Below are 22,678 nucleotides of genomic sequence, written 5' to 3'. Positions count from 1 at the left end.
TGATGCGATTACTTCGCGTCGTCCTGGGCCTTGGCGAAATCATTGAAGACGCCGGTGAAGCACTCAATGCCCTCGTCCTCGTAGAAATCGTCCGGCAGAACCATGATCTGGTTCTTCTTCACCGCGGTGACGTTCTTCAGCGCGGCGTTCTTCTTGAGCAATTCGGTCGAGGGCTTGTAGCCCTTTTCGTCCTTGGCGATCGCGGCGTCGCGGTCCATCACGATCAGCCAGTCCGGGTTTGCCTTGGCGATGGTCTCGACGGAGACCTTGTTGCCCTTGTCCGTACCGTCGGCCTTGTCGACGTTCAGGGCGGACTTCAGGCCCAGCGCCTCGAACAGGACCGATGCGCCGCGGCCCTCCTTGGGATCCGAGTAGTTGATCTCACCGCCGGAGGTCGTCAGGCCCATCACGCTGGACTTGCCGTCGTAGGCCTTCTTGGCCTTGGCGATGGAAGCGTCCAGATCGTCGTTCTTCTGCTTGGCGCTGTCCTCCTCCTTGAAGATCTTGCCCAGCTGTTCCGTGTGGCGCTTGAGGTTGTCGATGTGGCCCTCGTCGTCCTTCCGGTCGAAGGTCACGACGGGCACCTTGTCGCCCAGGAGTTCCTTGAGCTTGTCCTGCTGGCTGGAGTAGCGGTAGCCGTTGATGACCATCTGGGGTTCGGCTCCGACGATCTTCTCCAGATCGGGTTCGCGGTGCGAACCGGAGTCGGCGATCGAGTCGTCCTTCTCCCACGGCAGGGTGTCCGGCATCAGGGTGCGGGGCGCTGCGACGGGCTTCTTGCCCCAGTCGGACAGGGTGTGGAAGGAGATGTTGTCCGTCACCGCGTACTTCTCCGGATCGAGCGGCACCTGGACCTCGCCGGAATTATCCGTGATCGTCACGGTTTCGCCCTGGGCGGCGGAATCGGAGTCGGTTCCACCACAGGCGCTCAGGCCCAGGGCCAGGGCGGCGGATGCCGCGATGGCGAAGACGGAATGGCGGGTCTTGAGGGACATGGATTCTCTCCTTGGTCGGTGCTGATGCTCGGGCGAGCCGATCGGGCGAGTCGGTGGGATAAGCGCACGGATAAGCGATTATGCAAAGGTCTGCTTTCCTAATCAACTCACGGACAGCCTAATAGAGATAAGGGTTGGTTGTACAACTGATGAAAAGACCATGAGAGCAACTGTGGTTGTCGTAATTTACATATATCGAAAGAGCTCACGAAGGGAATATAAATGGATAATAAATAAGGGTTATCAAATGATGAGGTGGGTCACTTCTATGCTCCCCGGAAATCCGCACCACAATCCGCGTCATAGGCCGAGCCATAATCCGTGCCATGTGTCCCACTAGACTTGCCGCATGCCCCTTTACCTCAATGCGGACGTCTGGACGTTCGACCCCGAAACACCCCGTGCCACCGCCCTGCTGACCCATGACGAGAAGATCGTGGCCGTCGGCCAGGAGGCGGAACTCACAGCCCATGCGACCGGCCCGGACGCCGCCGAGCGGATCGACCTGGGCGGACGGACCGTCATCCCCGGATTCGTCGACGCGCATCTGCACGCCCTGTCCTACGCAGAATCCCTGGCCGAGGTCGACCTCGTCGCAACCCGTTCGCTGGCCGAGGCCGTCGAGACCATCGCCGCATTCGCAGCCGAGCTGCCCGCCGGCCGGTGGATCACCGGCGGCCGCTGGGACTTCAACCGCTGGAGCGACACCGCGGACCAGCCCGACCGCACCCTGCTCGACGCCGCGGTGCCGAACCACCCCGTGGCCGTCTGGTCGATCGACATGCACACGCTGTGGTGCAACGGCGCGGCCCTGGCCGCCGCCGGCATCGACGCGCGCACAGCGGATCCCGACGGTGGGCAGATCGTGCGCGGGGCCTCGGGCACGGCGACCGGAATCCTGCGCGAGGACGCGACGGACCTGGTGCTGGCGGCCATCCCCGCCGCCGGGCGGGACCTGAGTGCGGACCGGATGGCCGCCGCGCAGGAGCTGTGGCTGTCCGAGGGCCTGACCGGGCTGCACGACATCGACGGGGCCGCCAGCCGACAGGCCTGGTACGATCTGGCCGAGTCCGGGCGGCAGAAGATGCGCGTGGTGAAGTACCTGCGGCCCGAGGAACTCGACTGGGCCGCCTCCGCCGGGCCGGACGGTTGGAGGACCGGCGACGGTGACTCGTGGTTCCTGCGCGGTGGGCTCAAGCTCTTCTCCGATGGGGCACTGGGATCGCAGTCCTCGTTCATGTCCAGCCCGTTCCCGCACGCCCACGGCGAGGAACCGAACTACGGCATCCAGCTCGCGGCCCTGCCCACCCTGATCGAACAGATCGAGGCCGCCTACGCCCGCGGCATCGCGGTGGCCGTGCACGCGATCGGCGATGCCGCCAACCACGTGGTGCTCGACGCGATCGAGGCGACGAACCCCGCCCGCAGCGCCGCCGAGGCCCGGTTCGGCCGGGTGCTGCAGGCCCGGATCGAGCACGCCCAGTTCCTACAGCCGGCCGATGTCGCCAGGTTCGCGGCGCTGGACGTCGTGGCGTCCATGCAGCCGCGCCACTGCATCTCCGATCTGCACCTGTTGGAGCGCCTGCGCCCGGATGCCGGGTTGGCGGCCTATGCGTGGACTGACCTGGCCTCGGCCGGCGCCCGGCTGGCCTTCGGCTCCGACGGACCGGTCGAACCGGCCAACCCCTTCGCGGCGATCTACGCCGCCATGACGCGCGCGGACATCGGCGGGGACCCGGCCACCGTGTTCCAGCCCGAGCGGCGGATGGATGCGTATCAGGCGATCGCGGCCCACACCTCGGGCCCGGCGCAGGCGGTGGGACGCCAGGACGTGACCGGTGTGCTCAAGGCCGGATACGACGCCGACTTCGTGGCCGTGGAAACCTCGCCCTTCGCCGCCGCTGGGCTGACGACCGAATGGGTTGCCGGTGGTGGTTCCGGTGCCGGGATTGGTGCGGCGGGTGCCGGGGTTGGTGGCGCGGGGACGCTGCGCTACGAGTACGCCTCGGAGTCCGCCCGCATGGCCCACGCCGAGGCCATCCGCGACACCCGCGTCGCGACCACCGTGGTCGGTGGCCGGGTCCGCTATCAGGGCTGAGCCGGGGGCGCGGGACGGTGCGGTGCGGGCCATTCTGCGGAGGCCGGTTTCGCATCGCAAGCGCAGGTTCACATCGTGTGCGGGTATTTCCTCACATGATGTGAATCTGCGCTTGCAATGCTCTCGTCCTGTGCGCGCCTTGCCCTGTGCGCGCTGGCCCGGGCACATCGCATGCGGAAACCTGCAACACATACGCGTATACCCGTATGTGTTGCAGGTTTCCGCATGCGATGCGAGCAGTGGGGCTGGGCGGCCCACTTGCCGGGGCGGCCCACCCGCCGGGGCGAGACCCGCTAGATTTGAGTCGTGAAATACGTCGGCTGTGCGCTTCTGGGCGTGACCGCGGTCCTGGTGGCCTGCGGGCTCGTCGGACCGGAACACCTGGTGGCCCAGGCCGACCGTGTCTGGTCCGTCCTCCTGTTCGCGGTGGCGATCACGATCACCGCGACCCTGGCCGATGCCGCCGGCGTCTTCGATATGGCAGCGGGTCTGGCCGCCCGCGCCGCCCGAGGCCGCACCTGGCTGCTCTGGCTGTTCGTCATCGTGCTGGCCCTGGCCTCGACGGTCTTCCTGTCGTTGGACACCGCGGCCGTGCTGCTGACCCCGATCGTGGTGCTGGTGGCGCGGCGCGCCCGCCTCGACCCACTGCCCTTCGCACTGACGACGGTGTGGTTGGCCAACACCGGATCCCTGCTGTTGCCCGTGTCGAATTTGACCAATCTGCTGGCCCTGCACCGGCTGGGGACCCTGGGGACAGGGGCGGGTGATCTGAGCACCGGGCCCGGCAGTCCGGGCGTCGAGGCCGGGCAGCCAGCGGGCGACCCGTCCGTGCTGGACTTCGCCGGGCTGACCTGGGCTCCCGCGCTGGCATGTGCATTGGTGCCGGTGGTGCTGCTGGCGCTGATCTACCGCGGCAGGCTGTTCGGCCGGTTCCGGGCCTTCGACCTGCCGCCGGCCAGGGAGCACGACCGGCCCCTGCTGGTCGGCGCCGCGGTGGTCGTCGTGGTGCTCCTGCCGGCCCTGGCCTCGGGAATCGACGTGTGGATTCCGGCGTGCGCGGCCGCCGTGGCCCTGCTGGGACTGTTCGCCTGGCGCAGGCCCGCGGTGCTGAGCCCGAGGCTGGTGCCGTGGTCGTTCCTGATCTTCGCCGTGGGGCTGTTCGCGGCCTCGGCCGCAGCGACCGGTCTGGGACTGAGCGACTGGCTGGTGCACAGGGTGGCCGCCTCGGATGCGAGTGGCCCGGCGTTTGGGTCGGCGGTGTCCGGCGGGGCGGCGTCCGAGGTCTCCGGTGGGGATGGGTTGGGCCGGCTGTTGGGACTGGCATTCGGCGGGGCGTTGGCGGCGAATGCGATCGACAACCTGCCGGCCTATCTGGCGCTCGAGGCCGCGGCCGGCACACCCAAACAGCTGGTGGCACTGCTGATCGGCGTTAACGCGGGCCCGCTGATCACCCCGTGGGCGTCCTTGGCCGTGCTGTTGTGGCACCGGCAGCTGACCGGCCTGGGGGTGGAGATCTCCTGGCGCCGCTATCTGACGCTGGGCCTGATGTGTGCGCCGCTGACAGTCCTGGTCGGCACCTGCGCCCTCGCCCTGACCTGAACCACCTTCCCCACGGTGGCTCCACATATGCATGTGTGGCTCGATAACGCACGACTTATCGAGCCACAGTTCCCTTTGTGGAGCCACCGGTGAGGCGCGGGCACTTGCCTTGGGGCGCTGACTGGCGAGAGCCACCGGTGAGGCGCGGGCACCCGCCGGCCGGCTACAGGTGGTCGGTGCGGGCGCGGCTGACATAGAGGTCGAGGGAATCGTGCGCGAAGGAATACCGCAGCGCGTCCATCCTCGCCGCGTCCGGATACAGCACGGCCTGCGCGCCCTCCCTGCCCGCGCCGGAGATGGGCGCCGTCGCGAATCCCATGCGCGGGGTCCCATGCAGCCCCAGGTTCAGGGCCAGCCTGCCGATCGTCCCGGAGTCCAAACCCGAGTCCACGGTGAGGTAGGGCGAGAAGGTGTCGACGACCTCGGCGATCCGGGTGGGGGAGCGCAGGGTCTGCGCGGAGACGACCTGCTGGAAGACAGCCCGCAGATAGGCCTGTTGGTTCCGGCCGCGCTGCAGGTCGCCGTCGGCGAAGCCCTTGCGCTCGCGGACGAACCGGAGCGCACCGGCGCCGTCGAGCCGGTTGGCGCCCTTGACGAACTTCTGCCCACCCGAGGTGAAGGCGACCGAGGAGTTCACCTCGACCCCGCCGAGGGCGTCGGTGAGCCCCTTGAAACCGTCGAAGTCGATGATCGCGACGTGGTGGATGCGCGCCTGGGTGAGTTGTTCCACCGTCGCGACGGTCAACGGCAGGCCGCCCCAGGACAGGGCCGCGTTGATCTTCGCCGGGCCGGCCTTCGGGTGCGCGCTCGCCGCCTTCTGCGCGCTATCGCTCTGCGCGCCGTCCTTCTGTGTTCCCTTCGGCTGCGCGCCGGCGGCCGGGACCTGGACCCACAGGTCGCGGGGGATGCCGATGATCTGCACGCCCTTGCCGGTGTCCGACAGGTGCGCGACCATGATCGTGTCCGCGCGCACCCCGGTCTTCGCGCTGTAATCCACGCCCGCGGTCCGCGCATCCGAGCCCAGCAGCAGGATGTTCGTCCCCTTGTCCGCCAGTTTCGCGCGCTCGGCCGCGCCGAGGATGCCGTCGTCGAAAACCTGCTTGTCGGACAGTTTGCGCGCCTGGTCGTCGTAGCTGCCTGCCACCCTGCCGACGTACCACCAGGCCCCGCCGATGGGCACCAGGATGAGGACCGCGACCACGGCCAGGACGATCCAGCCGATCCGCCGCCGCTTGCGGGTGCGGCGGCGGGTTCCCGCGGCCTGCGCGCGGGTTGGCACCGGTTCATCGCCGAACAGATCGGACAGGCTGGTCTCGGAATCGTCGGGGCCGAGGTCCGAGTCGTCCTGGCGCGGATCGTGGGGGTCGGTGCGCGGCACGGGTGCTCCTGATCGGGTAGTGGAACCTCCAGCATAGGCACGCCCGAAGCCGGGTGATCCCGCCCGAGATTGCGATTCGGTTGCGATATCCCGCGCGTGGTCCGCCCGTGGAATGCCCGATATGGTGGGCCGGTGAGTACCCAGCTGTTTGCGGCCGCCGCGGCCTTCCTGATCGGTGGTGCCGTCGCCGTCGTCCTGTTCGTCCCCTTCGTCTTCGTGAACTACCGCCGGGCCGGTCGGCTGACCTGGCGGCGGACCCTGGCATGGATGGCGTTCCTCGTGTACTTCATGGCCCTGTGGACGTACACGCTGTTACCGCTGCCCGATCCGGACCAGATCCGCTGCGTGGGCGCGCAGACCAACCTGTTGCAGTTCCTCCGCGATATCCGCGGCTATCCCCATTCGAGCCTGCGGCAGTTGGCGCACAATCCGGCATTCCTGCAGTTCGGCCTCAACATCGTGCTGTTCACACCGCTGGGCTTCCTGCTGCGCGGCCTGTGGCGCCGTGGCATCGTCTTCACGACCTGCGCGGGATTCGTCCTGTCGCTGGCGATCGAGTCGACGCAGTACACAGGGGTGTGGGGTGTCTACCCGTGCGCGTATCGCTTCTTCGACGTCGACGACCTGCTGGCGAATACCGGCGGGGCGCTGTTCGGCGCGGTGGCCTCGGCCCTGGTCTTCGCGGTGTTCGCGCCCGGTTGGATGGCCGGGCGCGGGGGCTCGCGCGGGATCGAGAATCCGTACGGTACCCGGGGCCGAGGCGCCGGCGGGCCCGGCACTCCGGTGACCGCCGGTCGGCGCCTGCTGGCCATGCTGTGCGACGGGCTGACGCTGTACTTCTGCAGTTTCTGCACGGCCATCGTGGTGGGGGCCGTGAACCAGTTCGTTTTGGGTCACGAGCCGGGCGGCGACGTTTCCGCGATCCAGGACGTGTCCTTCTGGATTCCCCTGGTGCTCAGTGCTGCGCTGACCCTGCTAACAGGGCGGACGGTGGGGGACCTGGCGGTTCGCGTGCGCTACGATTTCGGATCCGCGCGCGGGTGGCGCCTCTTCGGTCTGCGGCTGCTGCGCTTCCTGGGCGGAGTGGGCGGCTATCAGCTGCTGTATGCGATGAGCGGTTTCGCCGATCTGGCGTTCGTCGTGGTCGCCGTGGTCCTGGCGCTCGCGCTGTCGCGACAACGCGGTCTACCCGGGGTGCTGACGAACGCGCCGCTGCTCGACGACGTGGAGCGGTAGGGGGCGCCGTTCCCTATTCCTGCCAGGGGTCGATGAGGCGCACACCTTGGGGAAGGACCTTCGGCACGACGACACTTGACCCTCACGCGGCGTCAGGACTCAGGATGGTTCACGTGGACGAGACGAAGAACGGATTATCGACCGGCAGCGGTGCAGGACCCTACGCGCCTGGCGCGGGCCTGACCGTGGGTACGACCGCCAAGGCGGTGGGCGTATCGGTGCGGACCCTGCACCACTGGGACGACATCGGCCTGGTGTGCCCCGCTGGGCGCAGCCCGGCCGGGCACCGGCTGTACTCGCGAGCGGACATCGCCCGGCTGCAGCGGGTCCTGCTCTACCGGGAGGTCGGCATGCCCCTGGCGCAGATCGCCGAGGTGGTGGACGCTCCCGGAGTCGACGAAGCAGAGCATCTTGACCGGCAACGGCGGATGCTGACCGATCGGATCGCCCGCCTGCAGGAGATGGTCTCCGCAGCCGATCGCTTATTGGAGGCGGACACGATGGATACGCATATGACCCCGGAACAGCAGGCTGCGGCCTTCGGCACCGGGTGGTCGGACGAATACGCGCAGGAGGCGCAGGAGCGTTGGGGCGGGACCGAGGACTGGAAGGCCTCGGAGAAGATCAAGGCCCGGATGACTCCGGAGGACTGGAAGGAGGCAGCGGCCGGGACCGGGGCCCTGGAACAGGAGCTGGCGCAGGCCCTGCGGGCGGGCGTCGAGCCCGGCAGCGCACAGGCGAACGAGCTGGCGGAGAAGCACCGGGCCGACATCGGCCGGTGGTTCCCCGTCAGCCGTTCCAAGCAGGTGCTGATCGCCCGCGGCTACACCGAGGACCCGCGATTCACCAAGCACTACGACGACAGGGAAACCGGGCTGGCCGTCTGGCTGCGCGCCATCATCGACGCGAACGCGCGGTCTCACGGCGTCGATCCCGCGCACGCCGAATGGGAATGACGGTTCGCCTGCCCGGGGTTGCGGCCTCGGCCCCGGTGGCCCGGCGGATCCGCCGCCACAGTGCGGGGCCGACCGAGCCCAGCGCCACGCCGGCGATGATGACGGCCGCGCCCAGCAGCTCGACCGGGCGCGGGCGCTCGCCCAGCACCAGCCAGGCGCTGCTGATGCCCACGACGGGCACCAGCAGGGAGAACGGCGCCACGGCACTGGCCGGGTGACGGGCCATCAGCCAGCTCCACAGGCCCGAGCCGATGATCGTGGCGACCACGGCGGTGAACGCGATCCCGGCGAGCGCCGTGAGTCCCGTGCGCGTGCCCAGGGTGGTCAACGATGCGGCGATGGCGTGGGGTCCGTCGGCGGCCAGGGACACGACGAGCATGGGCACGGGGACGACGGTCGACATCCACAGGGTGAAGCGCATCGGCTCGTGGGTCTGCGCCTGTCGGTTGCAGACATTGCCGATCGCCCAGCCGAAGGCCCCGGCCAGGGTCAGCAGGAACGGCAGCAGCGCGGCATGGGCCCCGCGCGACCAACCGACGAGTGCCAGTCCCGCGACGGCCACCAGGATGCCCGCCACCTGTATGCCGCTCAGGCGCTCGCGCAGGAACACCGCGCTGAGCACCACGGTGAACGGCGCCGAGGCCTGGAGCACCAGGGACGCCAGACCCGTCGGCATGCCCGCGGCCATGCCCCAGTAGAGGAAGAGGAACTGCAGGATTCCGAAGCCCAGTCCGTAGCCCAGCAGCCAGCGCGTTCGCACCCGGGGCCGGCGGACGAACAAGATTGTGGGGAGCGCGATGACGGCGAAGCGCAGGGCCACGGAGAGGAATGGCGGGAACTGTTGCAGGGAGGCGTCGATGGCCAGGAAGTTGATTCCCCAGATCAGGGCGACCGTAACGGCCAGGAGGGTGTGTCTTAAGGGCATGGCTTCATCCTGACCTGCAGCGTAATGAAGCACAATCGCAGATTCCGACATCTATTGTGAAGCCCGGCTTCAAAGAACTAGGCTCGGGCCATGCCGGCTCACGAACCCCCGACTCCCAGCGCGCCCGAACCGGGACGGCCCGAACCCAGCCGCCTCGAACCCGGGCATCTGGAACTCCTCCACGCCTTCGCGCTCTACGGCAGCGTCACCGGGGTTGCCGAGGCGAGCCTGCGCAGTCCCTCGGCGGTCTCCCAGGCGCTCAAGGCCGCCGAACACGCTCTCGGAATGAAGCTCACCCAGCCCGCCGGCCGCGGCCTCGAACTCACCGAGGCCGGGCGGCTGTTGGCCGCTGGGGGAGCTGAACTGGCCCGGACGCTGGCCCACGTCCAGGCGGACTGGGACGACTACCGCGGGCAGCCTCGGGGCCGGGTGCGGCTGGCGGCCTTCCCCTCGGCGGCCGAATACATCCTGCCAGGGGTGCTGCGCGAGCTGGCGGACACGGACATCGAACTGGAGTGCGTGGACGACGACACCGCCGAGGCCGGCTTCGCGCGGCTGACCCGCGACTTCGACCTGGTGCTGGCGCACAGTTACTCCGGCGACCGGCCGGTCGGCAGCGAGGGCCTGGAAGTGGTGCCGATCGTCGACGAGCCCCTGGACGTGGCCCTGCGGACCGGGCACCGGCTGGCCGGCCACGCCCATGTGACACCGGCGCAGGTGGTGCGCGAGGACTGGATCGGCGTGCCGACGGGATACCCCTTCGACCGCCTGCTGCAGGCGATCGCCGAGGTCGCGGGCCGTGCCCCGCGGGTGGTGCAGCGGCTGCGCGACAACCGCCTGGTCGAGGCCGTGGTCCGCTCCGGGGACTGCCTGGCCATCCTGCCCCGCTTCACCACCCGTCCGGGCGACGGCCTGGAACTGCGGCCGCTGCACGGCCTGCGGGCGCGGCGGCGGACCTCGGTGGTGATGCGCCCGGACCGGGCCCAACGACTGGCCGTGCGCCGCGTGGTCGAGGCGATCCGGAACTCGGCGCGCCTTACTTCTTGAACGCCCGGCCCAGCATCTGCACTCCGCGCTCGATCTCCTCGACGGGGTTCGACACCGCGGACACGCGGAAGGTGCGGCGGTCGGGTTCCAGGGCGTAGAAGGCCTCACCGGGCACGAAGATGACGCCCTCCTCGATCGCAGCGGGGATGTGCGCATAGGCGTCGTAGCCCTCCGGCAGGCGCGCCCAGGCGAACATGCCGCCGGCGGGCCGGTTGACCTCGGTCCCGGCGGGCAGCACGGCTGCCAGCCCGTCGACCATCGCATTCATGCGCCGGGAGTACTCGGCGCGCACCGGGGCCAGTTTCTCCTCCAGATCGGTCACCTCCAGATAGCGGGCGGCGGCCAGCTGGTCGATCGTCGACGACTGCATGCACGAGCCCTGCTTGGCCACGACCATCCGCTCGATGACCTCCTCGGGCCCACGGACCCAGCCCACGCGCAGCCCTGGTGAGAGCACCTTCGACAGGGTGTTGACCAGGAATGCGCGGTCGTCGAGCCGGGCGTCGGACACGATCGGGGGCAGCACCTGGTCGGTGTAGCGTAGTTCCGAATACGGATCGTCCTCGATCAGGAACACGTCATTGGCCGCCACCACGTCCGCGATCTCCTTGCGGCGCTCGGCCGGCATCGTGATCCCGGTGGGGTTCTGGAAAGTCGGGATCAGGTAGATCGCCTTGGGTCGGTGATCGGTGATCGCCTGCTGCAGGGCGGCGGGCACCGCACCGTACTCATCGGTGACCACGGGCTGGTAGTTCACGCCCTGCAGCCCGAAGGCCTGGAGCGCTGACATATAGGTGGGGTTCTCCACCAGCACGGTGTCGCCGGGATTGAACAGGGTCTGGCCCAGCAGCCCCAGGCCCTGTTGCGAACCCGAGGTGATGATGAGCTGCTCGCGCCGAGTGGACAGGCCGAAGTCCCGCGTCCGGCCGATCGCGGCCTCGAGCATGGCGGGTTCGCCCTCGCTGGGGCCGTACTGCATCGCATGTTCCCCGTCGGTGGCCATGACATGGGCGAAGGCGGCGGCCATGCCATCGGTATCGAAGAGCTCACCGGCCGGGTGGCCGCCGGCGAAGCTGATGACGGGTCTGCCGCGGGTGGCCTTGAAGATCGCCCTGATCATCGACTCGCTGACGGCTGCGACATTGCGATTGAGGTCGGTGAGCCGGGAGGATGCGGGCTGCTGCTGGGTCTGCGCGGGAGTCGAGTTCATCAGTGTCATGGTAGTCACATTTATCATGTGTGGGCCCCTGGCGGTAGATTTGTCCGCGTGATCGACAACGACTTCAACGGAGACGACGTACGCGGAACCGGCGCCGGCGAGAACACAGCCGGTGGGGCCTCGGCCGGGGGAATCGACCTGGCAGCCGGGCTGACGGCCCTGCGCGCGGGTCTGGAAGAGCACGCCAAACACTACGAGGATCTGAAGACGGGAATCCCCGACCTGGCCTGGGGCCTGTTCGCGGACGGGAAGCTGGTCGCCGGGGAAAACACCGACGGGATCTACCGCATCGCCTCGATGACCAAATCGTTCACGGCCGCCACCCTGCTGGGCATCAAGTACGGCCGCATCCCCACGGTGCCCGACGCTCCGACCCTGGACCTGGACGCCCCGGCCGCCGACTACATTCCCGCTCTGGCCGCCGATGCCCCCGAGGGGTCCGTTCTCCTCGAGGCCACGGTGCGCGATCTGTTGACCATGTCCGGCGGCATCCCCACCGACGATCCATGGGCCGACCGGCAGGAATCCCTGTCCCGCGGTCACTTCGACGAAGTCATCACCGCCGACACCGCCCGGATCTTCTCCCCGGGGACCGACTACGCGTATTCGAACCTGGGCTACGCCCTGCTGGGCCGGATCGTCGAGGAGCTGACCGGCCGGCCGTTCACCGATGTGGTGATGGCCGAGGTCGCGGGCCCCGCCGGTCTGGAATCCTCCGGGTTCAGCGTCGACGAGTTGGCCGAGCGGGGCCTGCGGGAGAAGCTGGTGCCCGGCTACCGGCGGCGCCGCGACGGAACTTTCGAGGAGTTGTCGACCAGCCGGCCCGGCGCGTTCTCCGCGATTGGCGGGCTGTTCTCCTCGGTCGAGGACCTGGGCCGGTGGATGCAGCTGTTCGTAGCAGCGCAGGGGCCCGCAGGTGAACGCCGAGTGGGCTGCTGGGACCGGATCCGCCGCGATATGCAGCAGCCCCACCGCCTGGCCTATGCGCAGGCCAGCGCCCCGGACAACGGGGTGGACTCCTATGGGTTCGGCCTGCACCACCTGTTCGACACCGAGGTCGGCACGCTGGTCTACCACTCCGGGGGCTATCCGGGCTACGGCTCGCATATGCGCTGGCATCCGGCCACCGGCACCGCCCTGGTGATCCTGGGCAACCGCACCTACGCTCCGGCGACCGCGATCGCCAAGGACGTGTTCAAGAAGTTCCTGCGGGCCGCCGGGGTGAGCGCGCAGCGCCCGGCTGCACGTGCGACCATCACCGGGACCGTCCATCTGCCCGGCGACGCCGCGAGCGTGCCCGAGCGGATCGAGGCCTGGCTGGCGGACTTCGACCCGGCGCTGACCAATGGTCTGTTCGAGAACAATATGGACGTCGACGAGCCCCGGGTGGAACGCAAGAACGCGATCCGCAAGGTGGTCGAGGCGACCGGTGCCGAGGCCTCGGCCCGAGATGCCGGTCAAGGCGCCGCGGATGCCGGTGCAGGGGAGGCCGGGGCCGGTGCGGCGGTGCGGCCCGAGTGGGTCCGCAATACGGTGACCTGGAAGGTCGCTGGTGCGCGCGGCACCCGGGCGATGCGGGCGGAACTGAGCCCGCGTGGCCTGGTCATGACCTTGGAGGTGACGGCCGAGGACGTTGTCGAGGCCGAGGAGGCGCCCAGGTCGGGGCGCCTGCGCACGGGCTCGCTGGATATCCTGCGGCAGGTCACCCGCGGTGGCCAGGGTTCGCAGGAGGGCACCGGATCCGGTGCGGGACCCGCGACGGGAGAGCAGCCCTCGGCAGACGAGGACGGCGACCACAACTCCTGAGGCCTGCTCGGCCCGGGTGCCCACCGGGGTCAGCGCCGAGAACGCCTCCGGGTGTCACCAGCCGGGTTCCCAACCCGGCAGTCCGTGCCACCAGTCGATGAGCTCGGTCGCGGTGGCGTCGATGCGTTCGACCGGCCAGTCGGCGGAACCGCCCCAGGCCCACATCGTGGCCAGGGTGACGATGCGACCGGCCAGCTCGACGCCGATCGCGTTGCCCGCGACCTCGATCTGGCGTTCGGTCATCGGCCAACGGACCCGCGCGCCGGCGAGGAACTCCTCGCTGGGCCGGCCCTTGGGATCGCCGTTCGCATCGCGTTCACGGAACAGCAGCGGCTCCAGCAGGCGCAGCCCCTGCGCATCGTCGGCGCGGTGCGCGAAGTAGGCGGCGGTGTGGATGAGCTGGCGGATCGGCTCGTACCCGATCCGCCACTGCGCGGGATCGAGCTCGCCGAGCACCACCGCGCCGGCCAGCAGACGGCGCTCATGTCCATAGCAGCCGAGGAACGCGGCGGCATTGTGCAGATAATAGGGGGCCGCGCCGGGTCCGAGCCCGAGTTTGCTGCGTACCGGGTTGAGCGCGGCCCTGATGAAATCGTTGCGGGGCAGCTTGAGCGAGGCGATGTCGAAGGCTTGGCGAGCGCGGATACTGAGGTCCTGGGCTTGTTCTTTGGTCTGCGGCATGGCACGCACCCTACCGGAATCTGCTGGATCGCCCGGCGAGCCATCCTGCGATCAGCCCGGGTTCGGCCACCCGCAGATCGCGTCGGCCGGCCCTCCGGGCGATCCAGCCGAGGTCCAGCAGGTCGACTCCCAGGCCTCCGGCCAGGTGGTCGTAGCAGGACCGCGCGACCCGCAGCCGCTGCCACCTGTCCACCGCAGCCAGACCGGTCGGGGCCTCGGTCGCGGCCAGTGGGAGCAGAGCCTCGATGGCGGCGATGACCTACGGATCGGCGATGCGGGTGCGGCCGGCGGCCTCCAGTCGGGCCAGGTGCGAGCCGGCGGTCGAGGCCGCCACCCCGGCGATCCGGGCCAGATGCCCGGCGGGAAGCGTGCCCCGGAGTGGGGGAGGCCGGGGAACGTGCGCGCCGTCATCGCATCCGTGATCGCCGCAGCGGTGATGGCCAGTTGCGCGAATGGCACTCTGCAGGTCGTCACCGTCCACCTCCAGGACGAGCTGCACCTGGCATCCGGTCCGGCCGGGGCGATCCTGCTGCTGGCCACGCTGCCCTTCGTGGTCCTCAGTCCCCTGACCGGCAGGCTCGTCATCCGCTATGGCCGCCGCGCCATCGCAACCACCGGTCTGCTGTTCGGCGGACTCGGGCTCCTCACCCTGGGCCGTCTGGACGGCGTGCCGGGGTTGATTCCGGGTCTGCTGGGGATCGGAATCGGGCTGGGACTGATGACCGCGGCGATCGTCGGCGAGACGATGGCCGCCTGGCCGACTCGTCCCGGCTTGGCAGGCGGGCTGAACAATGCGCTGCGCCAATCGGGCACCAGCACAGGTGTGGCGATCGGCGGTCTTCTGACCGTTCATGTGGCGGGCGGGCCGCTGTTGGAGTGGACCGGCCTGGCCGCCGGATTCTGGTGGATCGCCGGCGCGGCGCTGGTGTTCATCGGGTTCGAGAGGAGTGGGGAGCGCGAGGTGCGGTAGAGCGGTGACCATTTCGCGGGTCGTTTGATATGGGCATCTCGGCGGTGATCCGCGCAGCCGTCAGCGAGTGTCAATGCGCATGATCGTCTCACCACCGCTACGCACAAGTACGGAAGCAACGACCTCGATGCGATGGTGGCTGCGCGATCAGGGAGGCCGACGTCATCGGTGCCAGGCTCAGCCCGATCCCGCTGCTGCCACCGGTCTCCACCGCTGTTCGACTCATCGCTGCTCCCCACCGTTCAATCGACTATCGCGACACCGGTCCGTGAGATAACGACTTCCTCGCCGGACTCGACGAGGCGGAGGAATTCCGAAAGACGCGTCTTGGCCTCTGCACGCCGGCGCCGGCCAGGTATTGTGGGGAGGACCGAGGCGCGGGCGACCCGCCCGTGCCGAATCAGCACGACGGAGGAGGGCCACCATGGGAATTCTCGATGACGCCAAGGGGACCGCGGATGCGGCGGCGAAGAAGGTCGGGCGCGCAGTCGAGGACGGCGTCGACAAGCTGAAGGACAAGGCGGACGAGATCGGCGCCGAGGCGAAGGTCAAGAAGGCCGAGGCCGAACGCGACTCGGTGAAACAGCGCAACGAGGCCAAGGACGAGCTGCGCGAGGACTGACGGACCTCGAAGCGGCGAAGGCATCCGACTCGCAGTACATCGCCGGGTCGTACTCTTACCGGTGCTCGGGTGAACCCAAGGAGGCCGGCGCCCGCACGGCGTCGAACGCGCCATCGGCAAGCACGATGGCGCGTTCGACGCCTTCTCGCACAAGAGCCTCTGCGCACTGGCGGGCGACGTCGAGGCCGTCTTCGTTCAACAGCCCGTCGTGGATCCCGATTACCTGCTGTGGTTTGATCGAGCGCACATAGCGGATCAGGTCGGTCGCGCGCAGCCACGGGGCATCGATTGGCGTCACCAGGGCGGCGATGGGCGCCGTCGGGACCGGATGCTCATCCCCGGTGACGAAGACGGCTCCGCCGATGCTCGGGTCAGCTGTTTCAGATTCCACCGTTCGAACAGTGGAATCTGAAACAAACAGTCCAAGGATTGCGACGGACGCGCTGACTCGGTGGTGGAGTGGCGCTGGAGTGGCGCTAGTACCGTGGAGGTATGACGAATCGGCTTGCGAACGCTACCAGCCCGTACCTGCGCCAGCATGCGGACAATCCCGTGGACTGGTGGCCCTGGGGACCCGAGGCCTTCGCCGAGGCGGCCCGTCGCGATGTGCCCGTTATGGTCTCGATCGGCTACTCCACCTGCCACTGGTGTCACGTCATGGCCCACGAGTCCTTCTCCGATCCGGATATCGCAGCCCGGATCAACGAGGCGGTCGTGCCGATCAAGGTCGACCGTGAGGAACTGCCCGCCGTCGACTCCTATTACATGAACGCCCTGCAGGCCTTTCGCGGCCAGGGCGGCTGGCCGCTGACCGCCTTCACCGACCACGCCGGCACCCCGTTCTTCGCCGGTACCTATTTCCCCGCCGAGGCCCGTCCCGGCCTGCCGGCGCTGCCCGATGTGCTGCGCGCGGTCGGACAGACCTGGCGCGATGAACGTCCGCAGGTCGCGCAGATCACCGAACGACTGCGCCGGACCCTGGCGGGTCTGGCCGATCTGGGCCAGCTCGCCCATGCCTTCCCCGGCGCCGAGGACGCACCCGGCCCCACGGCATCTGAACCTGCTGCCGATGGCCGACCGACCATCGACTTAGACGAGCTGCACGCCTATTTGGAGGCGCTGGAGACCCAGGCGGACTTCAAGCATGGTGGTTTCGGTGGTTCGCCCAAGTTCCCGCCGTTTCCCGCGCTGCGCTTCCTCATCCGCTTCGCCTGGACCGACCGTAACAGCCAAGAGTGGTACCACCGGAAAGGTGCGGACACTCAACCCGATCCCACCCCGCAGCCGAACGCCTCGGCGCTGACGTTGGCCCGCCGGACCCTGCTGAACTTGGCCACGGGCGGCATCCGCGACCATCTGCGCGGCGGACTGTTCCGATATACGGTCGATGCGGCCTGGCGGGTGCCCCACTTCGAGAAGATGCTCGGCGACAACGCCATGTACCTGCAGATCGCGTGCGACTGGTACCGCCTGGAGCACCGGCTGGACCCCGATTCCGTATGGACCCGTCTGGCCGCGCTCGAGGCCCAGGACACCGCCGCCTTCCTGTTGCAGGATATGTACGTCGAGAGGCCGGGATTTGCGGGCTTCGCGACGGCTCTGGACGCGGACTCACTGGAGTTCGACCCGCATTCGGGCCTGGGCGCGGTCAAACGCGAGGGCGCCTACTACACGTTCACCGAGCAGGAACTGTCTCAGGCACTGCATGTGGCCGGCATCGACGCCGACCCCACCGGTGCCTCCTCCGCAGACGAGCACGGCACCACCCGGGCGGCCGCGGACTCCGCAGCCCCGAGCCTGCGCCTGTTCTACGGCGAGCACACAGAGGACCTGCCCGGCGGCGTGCTCTACCGCGACCCGCACCATTACGACCCCGGCCATCCGGGGGAAGGGCTCGGGTCGGAAGCCGGCCAGTCGCCGGATGCACGACTGCTGGGCGTGCTGCGCCGCTACCAGGATTCGCGGGTGCCCCCGGAGCGCGACGAGAAGTTCGTCTCCGAACTGGGCGGGCTGACGATCGCGGCGCTGTTCGACGCCTCGGCGCTGTTCGACCGGCCCGAATTCGCCCGTGCCGCCGCCGAGGCCCTGCGCACCTTCCGCGCCCGGGAACCTGCCCGCTCGTACTCCCCGGCCGAGGCCGCGCCCGCGGGGCCGGCGGACCCCGCCGCCTCGGCGGACGCGGTCGCTGCGGGCGACTCCGCAGCAGCCGAATCCGCCGTAAGCGGTTCGGCCGCATCCCGCGTCGCAGCCCTGACCCCTGGCCCCGGCACCCCGCTGCTGGCTGATCTGCTCGCGCAGATCCACGCCGAGCTCGCCGCTGGAACTTGCGCTGGGGCGCCTGCCCCCGACTGGGCACGCGTGAAGGACCTGTGGGACCGGGTGAAATCCGACTACCTCGTGCTCGACCAGCCCGCCGGGGTGACCGACATCCGCGCGGCGCGGGCCGCCCACGCCGAACATCCCTCAGCGGCCGGGGTTCATCCCGCACGTTCTGTGCACCCCGCACACTCCGCGGGCACCGCGCCCGTAAGCGTCTACGACTCCCTGCCGGAGCCGATCCTGGGCGTGCGCGGAGCCGATCCGGTGGACCAAGTGACTCCCTCCGGCCGCTCCGCACTGGCCGAGGTCGCCGTGCTGTTGCGCGAACTCGCGCCGGTGGATTCCGGGGTCGAGGTCCCGGCCCAGCTGCCCGATGCCGCCCTGGAGCCGATCGTGCCGCTGCTGCGCGAAACCCCGACTGGTGTGGGGTATTCGGCCTATGTCGCCGCGCTGGCCCTGGATCCGGTTCGGGTGGAGGCGAACACCCCGGAACTCCTGGCGACGGCCCGAGTCCACCCTGCACCGGTCGCGGTCGTGGAGCCGGATGCGGTGTGGTCCGCATCCGCGACGGCCCCCGCATCCGGCCCGCAGCCCCGGGCCCAGGTGTGCCGGGGCACGGTGTGCGAGCTGCCGGTGGCGACCTCGGCCGCGCTGAACACCGCCCTGGACCGCAGCTGAGCCCGGCGCGCCCCGCGCACCGGATATCCTTGGACCCGTATGTTCAAAACGCTTTCCCACCTGGTCGGGTGGACGTATTTCCCGCTTGCCATCGCAGCCAAGCTCCCGTACGCGATGGTGGTCGTCGCCGTGATGACGAGCGTCTCGGCGACCTCCGGCAGTTACTCCCAGGCCGGCGCCACGGCTGCGCTGGTGGGCCTGGGCACCGCAGTGTCAGGACCCGCCTTCGGCGCCGTCGCCGACCGCTTCGGCCAGCGCACCCTGCTCATCGTCACCGCGATCCTCAACGGCGCCGCGATCTTCTGCCTGGCCTGGGCACTGCGCGCGGGTGCTGCACCGGCGGTTGTGCTCATCATCGGCCTGCTGATCGGCCTGAGCGCCCCGCAGGCCTCGTCGATGGTGCGCTCGCGCTGGCTGCAGGCGATCGGCCGCGAGATCCCGGAGGTGGACCGGCCCCGCGCCACCAACAAGGTGCTCAGCTATGAGTCGATGACCGATGAGTTCATGTTCGTCATCGGCCCAGTCGTGGTGGGTGTGGTGGCGATGCTCGCCGGTGTCGTGGTGCCCCTGGACTTCGGCGCGGCCCTGACCGTCGTGGGCGTCATCCTGTTCGCGGTCCACCCCTCGGTGCGCTTCACCCGGGTCGATCGCGCCCCGGCACCGGCCGGCACCCCGGCTTCCCGTGGCCGAGGCGCGGGCTCGGACGACGCGCCGGACCCGGACGCCGAGCCCGGCGCGGACACGGCCGGGGCCGCCGAGGGGGCAGCATCCACCCCGGCTGCGGCCTCGGCCCGCTTCATCGCAGCCGAGCCGGCCTCTGCGATGTTCCGGCTGCGGATCCTGCTGCCGATCGCCGGCATGTTCTCGATCGGCCTGTTCTTCGGCACGATCCTGCCCACCCTCACGGACTTCCTCGACTCCTTGGGCCGAGCCGACCAGGCGGGCCTGTTCTACGGCGTGCTGGGGGTGGGCTCGGCTGCTCTGGCCCTGGGCTCCCAGGTCCTGCCGCCGTCATTCAGCTTGCGCAACCGATGGCTGGCCGCAGCACTGGTGACCCTGGCCGGGGGCTTCATGTTCGTCGGCTGGAACACCATTCCCGGACTGCTGGTGTCTCTGGTCGTCATGGGGTTCGGAATCGGGCCCAGCCTGGTCAACCTGTATTCGATCGCGGCACTGATGGGGCCGCGCGGGCGGACCACGACGGTGATGGCGACCATGTCCACCATGCTGATCGTGGGCCAGGCGGTCTCCAGCGCCGTGGTGGGACCCGTCATCGACGCCCTGGGCTACCACGCCGGCGGCTGGCTGTGCATGTGCGCGATCGCGGCCCTGCTGCTGTTCGGCGCGGTGAACTTCTTCGAAACGGCCAAACTGCGTCGGCAGCGGATCGTCGTCGCCTGAGCCGCGGGCGCGTCCGGTCAGGATGACCCGAAACCGGAGATACACCCCCGGATACCGGGTCATGTCTCCGGTTTCGGGTCATTTTCGGGAGGACTAGTCTGATGGCATGACTGAGACGCACGCTGAGACGACATCCTTCTCCTCCGACTGGCTGGCCTGGCACGCCGAGCGCATGGACGGCTTGCGCGCCGACCCCTACGGCTGGCTGAGCATCACCGGTCTGGACTGGCTGACGCCGGGTGCCACCCGGGCCTACGCCGACGGCCGCGTGACCTTCACCCTGGAAGCCGCGGCGGCCCCGGATCAGGGTGCCGCCGACTCAGCCGGCTCTCCCGCAGCCGAGGCCCCTGCCGGCCAAGCGCTTCTGGTGCGCGTCGGCACTCCCACCGGGGAACGCGAACTGGACCTGGCAGCCCAAGCGCCGCAGTTCGTCGAGGTCGAGGGCGTGCGCTACGAGGTTCTGGTGCGCCAGAACGTCCATGCCCTGGCCGGCACCCGGCTGGAGCCCGCGAAGTCCCAGTCCCCGGCCGTCGGAACCCCGGCCTCGGCGGCGGAGGAAGCGCGGGAACCGGCAACGGAGCCCTGGGTCGGCATCCGCGTGCGCGATTCGCACTCCACCGGCCCCGCGAACACCGTCGTCCCGTGCTTCCCGGCCGATCCGGCCTGGGTCGTCCCCGCGGTCTTCGAACCCTATGCCGGTCCGCGCACCGAGGTCATCGACACCGCCTCCGCCGGCCTGCACGTGGCAGCGGTGTTCACCGGCGCCGTCACCTTCACCCTGGCCGGCCGCGAGCACACGCTGCAGGCCGGCGGCGATCCGGCCACCGGCCTGGTGTTGAATTTCCACGATGAGACGAACGGCGCGGCGGGAGACCAGGGCACCGCTGCCTGGCGCTTCGTGTCCACCGGCCCCGTGGTCGACGGACGCTGCGAAATCGACTTCAACCGGGCATTGAACTTCCCGGCCAGTTTCGCCCCCTACGCCACCTGCCCCGCACCGGCGGTGGGCAACACCCTGGCAGTGGCGGTGCGGGCGGGGGAGAAGCGCCCCCACCAGTAGTCGCGCGGGCGGGCCGGGTCAGGCATGGTTCGGGTCAGCTCTGGCCCAACTGGCACTGCAACTGCGGTGCCCAGGAGCACGGGGTGGTGGTGGGCAGGGGCCCGCCCTCGTCCGAGCTCCCGGGCGGAGGCGTGCTCGGCGGGTCCGTCCGGGGGACCCTGCCGGACCCCACATCCCCACCGATCTGAGGTCCGCGCCCCGCGGTGCCCGGGGGCAGTGATGGGTCTGCTGCGTCTCCGGCGCGCGGGGCCTCGGTACCGGGTGCCTGTGCGGAGGCGGCATCTGCGGTACCGGTATCCGGCGCCGAGGTCGGTTGTGGCACGGTGCCCGTGTCCGCCTGAGCATCCGGGCTGTCGGCGCCCGGCCGGCGCGGCGCCGCGGGTGCTGCTGGAGTCGCCGGAGTGGTCGGCAGGACTTGGGTCTTCTTCGGGCCCTCGGCCGCTGGGCGGTGAACCGGCGAGCTGGGCAGCACGATGAGGACGACCGTGACGATCGCGGCGATGAGCAGGAGGGCGCCGGCTCCCAGGGTGACGTTGAGGGCAGTGAAGATGCCGGCCCCGCCGGCCACGGTGCTCGCCCCGGCCTGGGCCCCAATGCCGGCAGAGGCCCCCTGGGCCGTTCCGCTGCCGGTCGTACCTCCTCCCGTACCGCCCCCGCCGGTAGCCCCGGACTGCGCGGCTCCGGACAGCGTGGTGCCCGACAGCCCGGACCCCGCCGCGGGGACGAGTAGCAGCGGCAGCAGCACGCCGAGTCTGCGGGAGGAGTGATCGGCCTCGGCGACGCGGGGCCTGCAGAACTCACAGGAGTCGACGTGCGTCCAGAAGCGCAGGGCAGAACCTGCGGTGGACTGCCCGGACAGCACCCTGCCGGTCTGCGCGAGCGTCTTCCGGCATTCCGGGGAGCTGCCGGCATCGTTGACGTGCAGCTGGATCCAGCGTTGCTGAAGCCGGGGCCGCAGCTTGTGGATGCGGCGCGAGACCCACGGGGCGTCACGTCCCAAGTCCTGGGCGATCGCCCCGGTCTTGCGTTTGCCGGCCATGGCCTCGAGGATGACGATCCGGTCCTGTGCGGGGAACGATTCGACGACGCTGCGCAGTAAATCGGTGGTCTCCGGTGGGACGGGTTCGTGCGGATCGGGCTCCGAGTCCCAGGCGAAACCCTCGTCCGGATCGATGCGGTGATCCAGCGCAGAGGTGCGACGGGCGATTTCGCCGCGGGCCGCCTGCATGAGATAGGACCAGACGGACCGGGTGGGGCCCAGCCCTCTCAAGGTTGCCGACAGCGTCGCCTCGAGTACATGGGAGGCCACGTCCTCGGCGTCCAGGCGGGGTGCGCGCCGGCGGACGAAGGCGGAGACACGGGGATGGTAGGCATCCCACAGGGGACCGAAGGCCGTTGGATCCCCGGTCCGGACCGCTTCGAGGGCGGAGGACTCGGCGTCAAGGGCCGCATGTGATGTGCCGGGCACTTCCCTGCTACCTCGTGTTCTTTTCCCGGGTCTCCCCGGCTTCCGGTATCGATTCCCATCCTATCGGAGCGCCGGCGAATACCTGACGGAAAGGGCGGTTTCAGGGTGCTAGTGCAACACCACTGATAAGTTCATCCAGTCTCTCACGAGGCGTACGGAACTCAAGCGTCCGCCGCGGACGATCATTCAGGAGGTCCTGCATCTGCAGGACCTCCTGATC

Annotated in this window: 18 protein-coding genes; 11 read left to right on the top strand and 7 right to left on the bottom strand. The window is 69.5% G+C overall.

The features are described 5' to 3' along the window. Nucleotides 1–8: 8 nt before the first annotated feature. Nucleotides 9–995: a siderophore ABC transporter substrate-binding protein gene (locus NQ038_RS13605; protein WP_257049418.1), complete on the bottom strand. Its 987-nt coding sequence runs from the start codon at nt 993–995 to the stop codon at nt 9–11. Nucleotides 996–1,344: 349 nt separating this feature from the next. Here NQ038_RS13605 and NQ038_RS13600 point away from each other — a divergent pair, with 349 nt between their 5' ends. Continuing rightward, the gene (locus NQ038_RS13600) at nt 1,345–3,093 is read left to right on the top strand and encodes an amidohydrolase (RefSeq protein WP_257049419.1); all 1,749 of its coding nucleotides are present in this window, start codon (nt 1,345–1,347) and stop codon (nt 3,091–3,093) included. Between the two features lie 306 nt (nt 3,094–3,399). Continuing rightward, complete coding sequence (locus tag NQ038_RS13595; RefSeq protein WP_257062814.1) at nt 3,400–4,692, top strand: SLC13 family permease; 1,293 nt, start codon at nt 3,400–3,402, stop codon at nt 4,690–4,692. Between the two features lie 163 nt (nt 4,693–4,855). On the opposite strand, the gene NQ038_RS13590 is transcribed toward NQ038_RS13595, so the two are convergent. Next, nucleotides 4,856–6,070, bottom strand: a complete 1,215-nt coding sequence (locus NQ038_RS13590; protein ID WP_257059704.1) for an LCP family protein — start codon at nt 6,068–6,070, stop codon at nt 4,856–4,858. A gap of 132 nt (nt 6,071–6,202) precedes the next feature. Between NQ038_RS13590 and NQ038_RS13585 the strand changes: the two genes are divergently transcribed. Together NQ038_RS13585 and NQ038_RS13580 are read left to right on the top strand one after the other, a co-directional pair. Beyond that, nucleotides 6,203–7,306, top strand: coding sequence for a VanZ family protein (locus NQ038_RS13585; protein WP_257062813.1), 1,104 nt, complete (start codon nt 6,203–6,205; stop codon nt 7,304–7,306). A 113-nt stretch (nt 7,307–7,419) separates the two neighbouring features. Beyond that, nucleotides 7,420–8,262 (top strand): MerR family transcriptional regulator, encoded by an 843-nt coding sequence (locus tag NQ038_RS13580; protein ID WP_257062812.1) that lies wholly within the window; start codon nt 7,420–7,422, stop codon nt 8,260–8,262. Here the strand turns inward: NQ038_RS13580 and NQ038_RS13575 are convergent. After that, nucleotides 8,204–9,187, bottom strand: coding sequence for an EamA family transporter (locus NQ038_RS13575; RefSeq protein WP_257049425.1), 984 nt, complete (start codon nt 9,185–9,187; stop codon nt 8,204–8,206). The genes NQ038_RS13580 and NQ038_RS13575 overlap by 59 nt on opposite strands. 90 nt (nt 9,188–9,277) lie before the next feature. On the opposite strand from NQ038_RS13575, the gene NQ038_RS13570 reads away from it, so the two are divergent. Continuing rightward, entirely contained in the window at nt 9,278–10,234 is a 957-nt protein-coding gene (locus NQ038_RS13570) for a LysR family transcriptional regulator (protein ID WP_257049426.1), read from the top strand. On the opposite strand, the gene NQ038_RS13565 is transcribed toward NQ038_RS13570, so the two are convergent. After that, nucleotides 10,224–11,444: a PLP-dependent aminotransferase family protein gene (locus tag NQ038_RS13565; RefSeq protein ID WP_257049427.1), complete on the bottom strand. Its 1,221-nt coding sequence runs from the start codon at nt 11,442–11,444 to the stop codon at nt 10,224–10,226. The two genes, NQ038_RS13570 and NQ038_RS13565, sit on opposite strands and share 11 nt — an antisense overlap. Before the next feature lie 57 nt (nt 11,445–11,501). Here NQ038_RS13565 and NQ038_RS13560 point away from each other — a divergent pair, with 57 nt between their 5' ends. Beyond that, nucleotides 11,502–13,259 carry a serine hydrolase domain-containing protein gene (locus NQ038_RS13560; protein ID WP_257059700.1) on the top strand — a complete coding sequence of 586 codons (1,758 nt, stop codon included), beginning with the start codon at nt 11,502–11,504 and terminating at the stop codon, nt 13,257–13,259. 54 nt (nt 13,260–13,313) lie between these two features. Here NQ038_RS13560 and NQ038_RS13555 read toward each other — a convergent pair whose 3' ends face one another. After that, nucleotides 13,314–13,940: a hypothetical protein gene (locus NQ038_RS13555; protein ID WP_257059699.1), complete on the bottom strand. Its 627-nt coding sequence runs from the start codon at nt 13,938–13,940 to the stop codon at nt 13,314–13,316. Here NQ038_RS13555 and NQ038_RS13550 point away from each other — a divergent pair. Then, on the top strand, nt 13,939–14,910 hold the full coding sequence (locus tag NQ038_RS13550; protein WP_257059697.1) for an MFS transporter: 972 nt from the start codon (nt 13,939–13,941) through the stop codon (nt 14,908–14,910). The genes NQ038_RS13555 and NQ038_RS13550 overlap by 2 nt on opposite strands. 424 nt (nt 14,911–15,334) lie before the next feature. Beyond that, complete coding sequence (locus tag NQ038_RS13545) at nt 15,335–15,532, top strand: hypothetical protein (RefSeq protein ID WP_257049430.1); 198 nt, start codon at nt 15,335–15,337, stop codon at nt 15,530–15,532. A 55-nt stretch (nt 15,533–15,587) separates the two neighbouring features. On the opposite strand, the gene NQ038_RS13540 is transcribed toward NQ038_RS13545, so the two are convergent. Beyond that, complete coding sequence (locus tag NQ038_RS13540) at nt 15,588–15,923, bottom strand: hypothetical protein (RefSeq protein ID WP_257059695.1); 336 nt, start codon at nt 15,921–15,923, stop codon at nt 15,588–15,590. 101 nt (nt 15,924–16,024) lie between these two features. Between NQ038_RS13540 and NQ038_RS13535 the strand changes: the two genes are divergently transcribed. The 3 genes from NQ038_RS13535 to NQ038_RS13525 all read left to right on the top strand — a co-directional run bounded on the left by NQ038_RS13535 (nt 16,025) and on the right by NQ038_RS13525 (nt 20,990). Then, complete coding sequence (locus tag NQ038_RS13535; protein WP_257059694.1) at nt 16,025–18,529, top strand: thioredoxin domain-containing protein; 2,505 nt, start codon at nt 16,025–16,027, stop codon at nt 18,527–18,529. 39 nt (nt 18,530–18,568) lie between these two features. Next, nucleotides 18,569–19,930: an MFS transporter gene (locus NQ038_RS13530; protein ID WP_257059692.1), complete on the top strand. Its 1,362-nt coding sequence runs from the start codon at nt 18,569–18,571 to the stop codon at nt 19,928–19,930. Nucleotides 19,931–20,036: 106 nt separating this feature from the next. Continuing rightward, nucleotides 20,037–20,990, top strand: a complete 954-nt coding sequence (locus NQ038_RS13525; RefSeq protein ID WP_257059690.1) for a DUF1684 domain-containing protein — start codon at nt 20,037–20,039, stop codon at nt 20,988–20,990. A 34-nt stretch (nt 20,991–21,024) separates the two neighbouring features. Here the strand turns inward: NQ038_RS13525 and NQ038_RS13520 are convergent, their stop codons facing one another. Continuing rightward, nucleotides 21,025–22,458: an RNA polymerase sigma factor gene (locus NQ038_RS13520; RefSeq protein WP_257062811.1), complete on the bottom strand. Its 1,434-nt coding sequence runs from the start codon at nt 22,456–22,458 to the stop codon at nt 21,025–21,027. Between the last annotated feature and the right edge of the window lie 220 nt (nt 22,459–22,678).

Origin of the sequence: Brevibacterium sp. 50QC2O2 (assembly GCF_024580675.1) — a bacterium.
Taxonomy (GTDB): Bacteria; Actinomycetota; Actinomycetes; order Actinomycetales; family Brevibacteriaceae; genus Brevibacterium; species Brevibacterium moorei.
This window is presented reverse-complemented; position numbering and strand designations above follow the sequence as displayed.